Origin of the sequence: Lacticaseibacillus saniviri JCM 17471 = DSM 24301, from assembly GCF_001311785.1 — a bacterium.
GTDB lineage: Bacteria > Bacillota > Bacilli > Lactobacillales > Lactobacillaceae > Lacticaseibacillus > Lacticaseibacillus saniviri.
The window spans coordinates 1-9,534 of the sequence record NZ_BBBX01000034.1 but is presented as its reverse complement, the minus strand read 5'-3'; the positions used below and the strand labels follow the sequence as shown (position 1 = coordinate 9,534).

Genomic DNA, 9,534 nt, shown 5'->3' with positions numbered 1-9,534 from the left:
AATAGCAACTTGCTTCACGTGTGAATTCCTCCATACTTTTCAATAATAAAGGTATACAAGTTTATTATACGCTAACTCGAGACGCTTGTCTGAGCCAAAATTGAGGTCAGATGACGCATAAACTTGTGCTATAATACTCGCGACAACAATAAGGAGAACATACATGCTTGCTCTTTTCAGAAAATACGAAACCTTAATTCGCTACCTCTTCATCGGTGGTCTCACAACACTCGTCAACATCGTGGTTTTTTTTATTCTTAACGCCATGCACATGCCGATTCTGTGGGCCAATACCGTTGCGTGGTTGGTCAGCGTGATTTTTGCCTTCTTCACCAATAAAAGTGTGGTCTTCCAATCACAATATACAAATCGCCGCCGCTTCATCCAAGAGCTCGTCGCCTTTTTTGTTTTACGCGCGCTCTCATTGGTTCTCGATAACGGCATCATGTATCTGGGCATTACCGTGATGGGGCTATCCGTGCTGCTGGTCAAATTGGTGAGCCAAGTGGTCGTCATTGTGGCCAACTATGTCTTTAGCAAATTAATCTTCAAGTCGTGAAGAGGTGTGCAAAAGGCAAAAACGCGTCACTCCTATCCACATCAAAAGAGCCTGTGACAAAACCAAATCGTGGTTTTGTCACAGGCTCTGTTTCTTTATAACCGGTCCTCTTGTTGAACCGCCACATCACTCTCCGGTGCCCACACGACAGCCAATGCTTGGTTACCGATGTGCGTACCGACGACTGGTGTAATATCGAACACTTCAAAAATAATACCTGGATACTTTGGTGCCAATTCTTTGCGCCAGGCAATCAGTTCATCCTGATTATTGGTTCCCATCAGGAAAACTCGGCGTTTGGGATCTGCCTTGAGTGCCTCATCGAGTTTATCTTCAAGATAAGCCTTAGCGCGGCGGACCGTCCGCACCTTATCGATAGCCCGAATTTCATGCTGGTCATTCATCATCGACAGAATTGGTCGCACCTGCAACATGGTGCCCACAATGGCTTGCGCATTCTTGAGGCGGCCACCACGCACCAAATTCTTCAAGTCGCTGACCACAAAATAACTGCCCAAGTTGTTGCGTAAATGATCGAGTTCTTTCACAATCTCCTCAACAGTCGCATCATTTTGTGCCATCTGTGCGGCCACGCGCGCCATGTAGCCCATTGGCAGCGCGGTAATATAGGAATCAACTAACGTCACCGGAATCCGATCATAATCTTGTAAGGCCATCGCCAAGTTAGTCAAGAAAGTGGTAATCCCAACCGTCAAATCGATACTGATGACAGCGGTATAACCTTGATCTGCTAATTGATCATAAATTTCTTTCATGTGTTCCGTTGTTGGCGGCGCCGTAGTGGGTAATGTCTTAGCCTCTGCCAATCGCTGATAGAAGGTTTTGTTATCGATATCGATTCCCTCGCGATAGGTTTCTGAGCCAAAAGTCACCGTTTCGGGCACGATCACCAAGTTGGGATAAGTCTGTGTGTCTGCTTCAGTGAGTCCTGAAGTACTGTCTACTACAATCGCAATTTTTCCCATAATGTCACCCACTAACTTCATTTGTTTCAGCATACCACTCGATGAAATGAATGACCACTCATTTGCCGAGGGATTGGGCATGGAACGCGCACGGCAGAGTCAACATGATTGACTCCCGGACGGCCCGTTTTATAATGATGGCAACAAGTGAAACGCTTTATCAACCGAGGAGGCGGTGACATCATGCTCGATATTGTTTTTCAAACAATTGTTGATTTTTTCGTCTATAAATACGCCGATTATCTGAAGAATCCCAATCACTCAAAGTTCCGGCGCTTATTGGCCTTGATTCCCACTATTCTTCTTGCCGCCCTCATCTCTTTCTTCACCTATATCCTATGGGGCCACTGGGGTGGATTCACCATCGTCCTCGTGCTGGCGGTGTACTTTTGGGGCGCCACTTGCTACTTTCTTTGGAAAATATTCTTTACTTCAACAAGTCAAAAATAACCGGTCGCGCTTCACATTGAAGGCACAACCGGCTATTTTTATTTGCCATCCGGATACAAGATACTGTCCTTAAAGATGCCATCACCCCAGATTTCTCGTTCTGAAAGTGTCGTCTCAATCAATTCGACGGGCTGTTGGTTCAATAGAATCATCGCACAAGTATAGTCTTTGAATGGCGTATACTTAGGCATAATAATTGTTTGATTCTTCAGTGCCGCTTCAATATCGTTGACTTTAAAGGCCACGTGGGCCTCTGTTTGAATACGGTGATCGAGTGAACTATCAGGTCCAAATGCGTGTAATTCAATGGGAACGCTGAGATCATTGGCCATATCGAGTGAATACATATCATAGAGCGGACTGTATTTGGTTTCGGGGTTATCCTTGATTTCAGCTAGCGGAACAGGTTTACCGATATGATGAAACGTTAATTTGAGTGTCATATTTTCCTCCATTGTTGCGTTGTGCTCGTTCAGTATAACACCACTTGGCACAAGCAATAATGGTGAGTGAAAAATATCATTTCGATGAAACTTTTGGCGATGAATAACCACTAATGGGTATAAAGGCGGGTGATGGGTGTTGGATGAACGACAAATTAAGCGGGCAATCGCGGGTGATCGCAAGGCGTTTGCGGCGATAATGCAGACACAGGCCAGTTATTTGGTCAAAATGGCGCAATTGTATGTGGCGCGCGATGCTGACGTTCAGGAGGTCATCAGTGAAACCACGCTAACCGCCTTTACAAGTATTCACACATTAAAAAGCCAGCTTATTTTCGCACCTGGTTGACCAAAATTCTGATTCGCACCTGCTATCAGCGATATGCCCAGCATCAGCATGAAGCACCAGATGTGCCACTACCCGATGTGCCGAGTGGCGATAGTGAATTGCGCGCCGAAATGCGCATGGATATCCTGAATGGCATCCGCCAACTTAACGAGCGCTATCAGCAAACACTTCTGATGTACTACTACAACGGTTTGAGTATTCACGAGATTCATCTCTTGACAAGTCTGTCTGAAAACACCATCAAGACGCATTTGCGACGCGGTAAGGCACAACTCAAGGAGTGGCTAGGAGGCGACTACTATGAAAACTAATCCGTTACGCGCTTTGATTGATCGTACGATAACCGAGCAACCAGATGATGCGCAGCAGGTCATGCAAAAGGCGCTCGATGCCCTACCTAAGCATCGGCATACTCGCGTTTGGCGCCTGGTTGCCCTCGCCGCGGCCCTACTGCTCATCGGCGTACCATCACTGTATTGGTATCAGCACGCAACACGTCCCACTGTCGCACCAACAGTCGCGATGACACCCGCGATTGACTGGACGCAGGCCAATTTTTACCGTGGTCCTCGATCCCCTGTAGATATTGATATGAGTTCAGCTATACGCATGGGCCCACCCATTAACACTTTTGATGACTACATCAATGCGAGTCAGCTCACCTTCTTGGGCACCGTCACCCATCTACGTAGCTTGGTGCAATCCAATATGCCGTACACACTGGCGACTGTCGCTGTCGATCAGTCTTAACGGGTGACCCAAACAACAAGGCCACACCGTCGACGTCATGTTCATGGGCGGTAACATTACCAAGAAAGAGATGCTGGCGCCAGTCGCCATGAAGCCCTGGACCGACCAGCAAGAAGCGCAATCGGACGATGTGGTCACCGTTGAGTCTGCTGATGCCGATCTGCCACAGATTGGTAAGCACTACGCCATCATTCTTCGTGCACCGGAAAAGAACACACGACCGTTCAACGTCCCTTATGCCTGGCCTGTGATGGAAGGTCGCGGCGTATTTACGCTCGATGCGGATGGTGTTTATCGACAAAAGAAACTAATCATGCCATTTGGCGGTGATTCCGGCGTCCGCGTACCAGACACGGAACGCTCCGAGATGACCGCGCGGATGCAAGCCCTTATCAAAGCCAAGACGCAACCGATCGCCGCGCTCAATCAGCACTAGATTCTGAACTAACCGAAACAAACAAAAAGCTGTGACCCCACTTTAGGCGGTCACAGCTCTTTTATTTCGCATATTTGTACTGATCACGCAACCACCACTCGATACCGATTAACAGCGCCACACCGATTAATGAAATCAGTGCGCCAATCCGTAATCCCGGTGTCTTGAAGCGCATCGTCACGGTATGTTTGCCCGGTGTTAGGTCCACGGCCAAGAATCGGCCAATGCCGCGATAAACACGAGCGGGCTTGCCATCAACCGTTGCCGTCCAACCACTGGTATAAGGGATTGTCGTCAACAAGCGTTGGTTCTTCTTGGTGGTAATCGTGCCACTGATATGGTTACTCGTCAGTGTGTTCAGTTGCCAACCGCCCCGCTTGAGCTGTGTCATCGTCTTCTTGAGCATCTTTTGATCCAGTTGATTAGCCTGCAGGGTCTTATATGGAATCACCGCATCGTGCATCGTGATTTTAACCTTGAGCGTCTTATGCTTAGGCGTCACACCCAATGGCGTTGGCTTAGTCGCTTCTTTGTATGGGTTAACTTTCTTACCGTCGATTGAGATGGTCGCACTGTCGAGAAATTGCTGACCAACCGTCACGTAGACGGGCACACCTTTTTAACTGGATAAGTAATCGTGATGCTGGCGGCCTTATGCTTATTCTTCTTACGCAGGAAGTAATATTGTCCGCTCTGATTGATGCGCGCATTCTTATAGCTCACATGCGGCTTCAACAGATCAAAATACACACGCTTGGTCCCTGACACATTATTCAACAACCAGGTTTGATCATCTAACATCGCGACATAACTGAAGTTTGGCATCTCAAAGTGCTTAGGTGACGCAAACCCCAGTGGTAAGGCGTTCGGATTGCGGTACGCGGTGAATGCCCCAGACTTAGCCACCACTGGCCAATCATGAACATCCTCACGACTCCCATAGTGATAGAAGTCCTGCTTCGTGTTTGTCTTGCGTGTGGTATCCACAATTGTTCGAATGCCAAACAGACTGTCCGTTAACTGAGTACCACCAAAGTAGGCTTCAAAATAACCATAGGCCGGAATCCCCATGTAACTCAGCAGATCTGCCAATTCAGGATCGTTGTTGGAAGAAAATGCCGAGATGCCCTGATAGCGATATGTGTAACTGTCACCGCGGTCGCCGCCCCGCATAAAGGTTTTCTCCAAGCGACCGTAATCGGTTTTGGCCGTCGCCTTGCCTAATACGTCAGTCATCGTCTTCATATAGGTCCGGTAGGAATCACCGGCAACCCCATGCGTATTTTGCAACGCACGAGTGCCACCATAACCGACTTCTAAGCAGACCAGAGCAACGATGACATAGCGTAATTGTGGCCAGCGCCGAGAAGCATTGATTAACCACGCGAGGGCTAAGGCCAGAACAGTCGCCATGGCTAAGCGTCCAAGTGACAGATTGGCCGCGTGGCGAATCCAGATGTCATAGACAAGGAAAATCGCGAGAACGATACCGATGCTTTGCCACTGGCGCTTGGTCCACTGACCGCTAGCGAGTTGCCGCGCAGCCAACACAATGAGCCAAAAACTCATCAAATAGATAAAACGATACGGATAAGACTGTGGTTCCTGAAACCCGTGCCAGAACAGATATAAGGACGTCATCAGCGTGCTGGCAATAAAATCAGTAACAGCGCCAAACTCAATAAGCGCGTCTTTAACTTTTCAGTGCGATTAAAGAAGTAACCGAGTGCCGCAATCACAACCAGCGTACCCACAAAATACTTGGGACCCGCGGATCCACCTGGCCGCTGATCAGTTGTGCCGGAATCAAGGGTCGAATCCGTATCATTTGGTGCACCATGTCACTCATCGAGGTGTGAATGTTGCTCTTATTGGCCGTGATATCCAACACCAGTGGGACCAAGACAACCGCGCTCATCAAGCCTGATAAGAGCGAGGCCCCAGCAAATCGCAGCCCGCGGGCGACAAAATCCGGCCAGTCACGGAACTCATCGATACTATATAGGATGAAGTACAACACCAAGAAGGCGGCAATCATGTACCCCATATAATAGTTACAAATCATCACCAGCGTCAGGATCAGGGTGTAAGGTACCCAACTTTTGCCACGCAACAATTGCAACATGGCCCACATCACTATGGGCAATAGCACAATGCCATCGAGCCACATCAGATTGGACTGGTAATTCAAAATAAAACTCATTAAGCCATAGGTGATACCGAGTGCAACGGCATAACTGGTATGTAATTTCGGTAACCACTTCTGTAATAGCCAGGTCATGGCGCCCCCAGCCAGTGAAATCTTCAACCAAATCAGCACATAGAGCGCTTCTGGCAAGTGTGTTGCCGGGAAAATCAAGGTGATGAGATTGAACGGACTGAGCAGATAATACGCCCAGTTGCCGGCCATCAAGCCGCCCATCCCATTGCTCAAGCTGTATCCCATTTGGTCGAAACCACCGAAGAGGACATGCCGATAATATTGGAAGAATGATAGATACTGCTGACTGAGATCGCCTGATAAAATACTGCCGCCGACCAATTGATTCGTGCCTGCTCGCCAGCTCAGGACAATACATCATCGCCACAATCAATGACGTGATCAGCCAAGGTGCTAGTGCGCCACGCTGTTTTTTCATGTTCGCTAACCCATCCCACATTTTATTTTACTTATTAAGTATCATCGAACCCAGTGGAATAATCAAGAACACAACGTTAATATTCGCCCAGACAAAGCCCCAAAGACGTGACGCAGCACTCGATTTGGTACGATTATATTTTGTGCATTAAATTTTGTTGCTTATTGGTATGGGTAGAGTAAAATATCCATGATATGAAATATTTACAAAAAATAATGTTAAATCGTGAATGTGAGGGACGGTATTGCTAGCTTTTTTAACCAGAATATTGCTTTGGGTCACTTTGGCCCTTTTGGTGCTAGCACTTCTTGTGACCGGCATCTTCTTTTATCGATCACGTGTCCGCAGTCGCAACTACTTGGCCAAAGAGCAAAGTGAGTTGCGCTATTTCATTCAACAACAAGTCGACAGTCACGGTGACATCACCGGTTATGAATGCCTCTTGCGCCAACCCGATAACGAAGGCAATTGGCGCCTACCCGAACACCTCGAAACGCTGCCATTACAACGCGTGATTTTTTGCTCGATGGCGTGTTCGACGGCTTGCCGACACTCCCCTACACATTGGCGATCAACCTAGATTATGACCAAATTATCAGTCCGGAATTTGATTATTTTGTCCGCTGGGCGCAGAGTCGCATCACGCCGATGCAATTGGTCATTGAGCTGACCATCGATCCGCAAGCCGAGTATCCCAAGCGGCGTCGCTTTCTCAGACAAGCCGCGCAGGCGCGACAATACGGCGTCCAAATCGCGGTTGATAACGTCGGCAATCGCCAAATCGACCTCAATGCTATCGAGTGGATGTTGCCAGTGACTGACATAATCAAGGCTTCAATGCGCCAATTTCGAAAAGCGGATGGCGAGTGGCTCGACCTCAACCTCCAATTCTGGCGCAAGCTGGCGCAACAACATCACATCGAGCTTGTCTTAATGGGCGTTGAAGATGATCAAGACGCGGAACTCGCCAAGCTACTCAAGATTGATCACATGCAGGGCTACCTCTACGGCCGCCCCGTCGATGTGGCACAAAGAAAAGAGCGTGAACATGAAAGATAATCGCCAACAACTCTACACCGATAGTTATTTCGATAAAGGCCACTGGGGACTGAAAATTTGGCAGACGCTGATTGCCGTCTTGTCTTGGCTCACCATCATCATTCCCATTGTGGTGACCGGTATGAGCTTCTTTGCCGCAGTCACAGGTCACGGCTTTGCCTTTTGGCGGTACCGCGAAGGCATCGAAGAAGTCAAATTCATCGGTGTTCTCATCCTGTTTCTTGCCACAGTGGCGCTGATTTATTCGGTGACAATGACCATCATTCAGGTCAGAAAGCGCGAACGCTTGGTCGAACAGTGGCCAACCTATAACCCACTGAATCAGCGTGTGCGTAGCCAAACCGTTGAAGACTTCATGACTGAACGCTTTGGCCCAGCCGAAAGCCGCGAACACGCGCGCAACTATCGCGTTGAACCGGAGCAGAATCTCGAAACCGACCAGATTCAGGACCTATTCGACGACAAGAAGATAAAGGAGATCTAGCCATGCAAATGATTGATCACCTTTTTGAAGCCACGTCCGGGCAGACAGTGGTGACAGCGCTCTTGCTGATTCTGTGTCTCTATCCCATCAGCGGTGCTTTCTTCTGGTTCTTCGGCGCGTTGAGCTATCGCTTTTTGCGCCATGATACCGCCGATGATGATTGGCAGGTGCTTCCAAAAGACAAGCAGCCCTACGTCACCATCATGATTCCCGCTCACAACGAGGAATTGATGATTGAATCCACCATCACCTACCTCTTTGAACAGTTAAATTATGATAATTTTGAAATTCTGATCTGTAACGATGGCTCGACCGACGAAACCGCGAATATCGTGCGCCGCTTGGAGGAAAAATATCCTCGGTTGCGGATGCTTGAAATCGTCAAAAACAAGGGTAAAGCCCACGCCTTCAATATTGGCATGTTCTTTGCTCATGGTGACTACATTCTGAGTAACGACGCCGACACGATTCCCGAACCGGATGCGATTATGAAGTACATGAATTATTTCGTCCACGATTACGACATGAACACCTCCGCCGTGACCGCCAACATGGACGTGCAGAATCGCACCACGCTTCTGGGCAAGTCACAGACCGTTGAGTTCTCGAGTATCGTTGGCGTCATCAAACGCAGTCAAGCTGCCGTCAACGATTCCATGTATGCCTACAGCGGCGCCAACACCATGTATCGCAAATCGTTCCTGATTGATGTCGGTGGTTTCCGCCAAAATCGAGCCACAGAAGATATCAGTATTGCCTGGGATCATCAGATGCTGGGCGCCGTCCCCCGGTTTGCGCCAAACATTGTCTTCCACATGAATGTGCCCGAAAGCATCACTGACCTCTACAAACAGCGCAAGCGCTGGGCACAGGGTGGCACCGAGGTGTGGTTAACCAATTTCAAGAAGTTTATGCTCCACCCTTGGGCGCACCGCTATCAAACCTCGATGTTTATCGATTCGACCCTGTCCATCATCTGGTCCTTCTTCTTTGCCATCACCAGCATCATGTATGTCGGCAACTTGGGATGGCAACTGATCAACGGCAACTGGGGCAATATCTGGCACCTATTGGCCATGGCCTGGATTTTCATGACCTTTGAGATGATTGCGGGCTCGATGCAGCTCATCACGGCATTGATTCTGGATCACCGCGGAGCTAAGCTGAAATATCTGCCGTTTGCACCGCTCTACATGATGTTTTTTGGGTCATCAATCCCATCACCATCATTGTGACCTTTATCCCCGCTGTCAAAACCATCTTGGGCTTTGGTTCTGGCACTTGGGTCTCACCAACCAGAAAGACGATGCCGGATCAAAACTGAATTTTTCCACAAACAACAGCACCTATGACTTCCCTCTGTGGCGGGTCACAGGTGC

The 9,534-nt window shown here is 48.6% G+C and carries 13 protein-coding genes and 1 pseudogene; 9 read left to right on the top strand and 5 right to left on the bottom strand.

Annotated elements, in window-relative coordinates; all coding sequences use genetic code 11:
- Nucleotides 1–163: 163 nt before the first annotated feature.
- Entirely contained in the window at nt 164–559 is a 396-nt protein-coding gene (locus JCM17471_RS12625; protein WP_054778119.1) for a GtrA family protein, read from the top strand.
- Between the two features lie 95 nt (nt 560–654).
- Here JCM17471_RS12625 and JCM17471_RS12620 read toward each other — a convergent pair whose 3' ends face one another.
- Nucleotides 655–1,566, bottom strand: coding sequence for a DegV family protein (locus tag JCM17471_RS12620; RefSeq protein ID WP_162208399.1), 912 nt, complete (start codon nt 1,564–1,566; stop codon nt 655–657).
- Nucleotides 1,567–1,692: 126 nt separating this feature from the next.
- Here JCM17471_RS12620 and JCM17471_RS12615 point away from each other — a divergent pair, with 126 nt between their 5' ends.
- On the top strand, nt 1,693–1,995 hold the full coding sequence (locus JCM17471_RS12615; protein ID WP_147661063.1) for a hypothetical protein: 303 nt from the start codon (nt 1,693–1,695) through the stop codon (nt 1,993–1,995).
- Nucleotides 1,996–2,033: 38 nt separating this feature from the next.
- On the opposite strand, the gene JCM17471_RS12610 is transcribed toward JCM17471_RS12615, so the two are convergent.
- Complete coding sequence (locus tag JCM17471_RS12610; protein WP_054778116.1) at nt 2,034–2,438, bottom strand: hypothetical protein; 405 nt, start codon at nt 2,436–2,438, stop codon at nt 2,034–2,036.
- A 139-nt stretch (nt 2,439–2,577) separates the two neighbouring features.
- On the opposite strand from JCM17471_RS12610, the gene JCM17471_RS12605 reads away from it, so the two are divergent.
- From JCM17471_RS12605 to JCM17471_RS12590, 4 genes are read left to right on the top strand one after another with little or no spacing between them, the layout of a single operon-like run.
- Nucleotides 2,578–2,787: a hypothetical protein gene (locus JCM17471_RS12605; RefSeq protein WP_156321715.1), complete on the top strand. Its 210-nt coding sequence runs from the start codon at nt 2,578–2,580 to the stop codon at nt 2,785–2,787.
- Complete coding sequence (locus JCM17471_RS12600) at nt 2,784–3,098, top strand: RNA polymerase sigma factor (protein ID WP_054778114.1); 315 nt, start codon at nt 2,784–2,786, stop codon at nt 3,096–3,098. Before JCM17471_RS12605 ends, JCM17471_RS12600 begins: the two co-directional genes overlap by 4 nt.
- A complete protein-coding gene (locus JCM17471_RS12595) occupies nt 3,088–3,537 on the top strand; it encodes a hypothetical protein (RefSeq protein WP_054778113.1) in 450 nt (149 codons plus the stop codon). Before JCM17471_RS12600 ends, JCM17471_RS12595 begins: the two co-directional genes overlap by 11 nt.
- Before the next feature lie 43 nt (nt 3,538–3,580).
- Nucleotides 3,581–3,973, top strand: coding sequence for a hypothetical protein (locus tag JCM17471_RS12590; RefSeq protein ID WP_054778112.1), 393 nt, complete (start codon nt 3,581–3,583; stop codon nt 3,971–3,973).
- Between the two features lie 61 nt (nt 3,974–4,034).
- On the opposite strand, the gene JCM17471_RS16135 is transcribed toward JCM17471_RS12590, so the two are convergent.
- The 3 genes from JCM17471_RS16135 to JCM17471_RS12575 all read right to left on the bottom strand — a co-directional run bounded on the left by JCM17471_RS16135 (nt 4,035) and on the right by JCM17471_RS12575 (nt 6,515).
- Nucleotides 4,035–4,574, bottom strand: coding sequence for a YfhO family protein (locus tag JCM17471_RS16135; RefSeq protein ID WP_054778111.1), 540 nt, complete (start codon nt 4,572–4,574; stop codon nt 4,035–4,037).
- Complete coding sequence (locus tag JCM17471_RS16130) at nt 4,571–5,629, bottom strand: YfhO family protein (protein WP_263849509.1); 1,059 nt, start codon at nt 5,627–5,629, stop codon at nt 4,571–4,573. Before JCM17471_RS16130 ends, JCM17471_RS16135 begins: the two co-directional genes overlap by 4 nt.
- A gap of 79 nt (nt 5,630–5,708) precedes the next feature.
- The gene (locus tag JCM17471_RS12575; protein WP_054778109.1) at nt 5,709–6,515 is read right to left on the bottom strand and encodes a YfhO family protein; all 807 of its coding nucleotides are present in this window, start codon (nt 6,513–6,515) and stop codon (nt 5,709–5,711) included.
- Nucleotides 6,516–7,080: 565 nt separating this feature from the next.
- Here JCM17471_RS12575 and JCM17471_RS12570 point away from each other — a divergent pair.
- The 3 genes and pseudogenes from JCM17471_RS12570 (at nt 7,081) to JCM17471_RS12560 (ending at nt 9,479) form a co-directional block, all read left to right on the top strand.
- Nucleotides 7,081–7,671, top strand: coding sequence for an EAL domain-containing protein (locus JCM17471_RS12570; RefSeq protein ID WP_369395883.1), 591 nt, complete (start codon nt 7,081–7,083; stop codon nt 7,669–7,671).
- Complete coding sequence (locus JCM17471_RS12565; protein WP_054778108.1) at nt 7,661–8,155, top strand: hypothetical protein; 495 nt, start codon at nt 7,661–7,663, stop codon at nt 8,153–8,155. The genes JCM17471_RS12570 and JCM17471_RS12565 overlap by 11 nt, the downstream gene beginning before the upstream one ends.
- Before the next feature lie 2 nt (nt 8,156–8,157).
- A pseudogene (locus tag JCM17471_RS12560) lies at nt 8,158–9,479 on the top strand (glycosyltransferase family 2 protein).
- Nucleotides 9,480–9,534 lie beyond the last annotated feature (55 nt).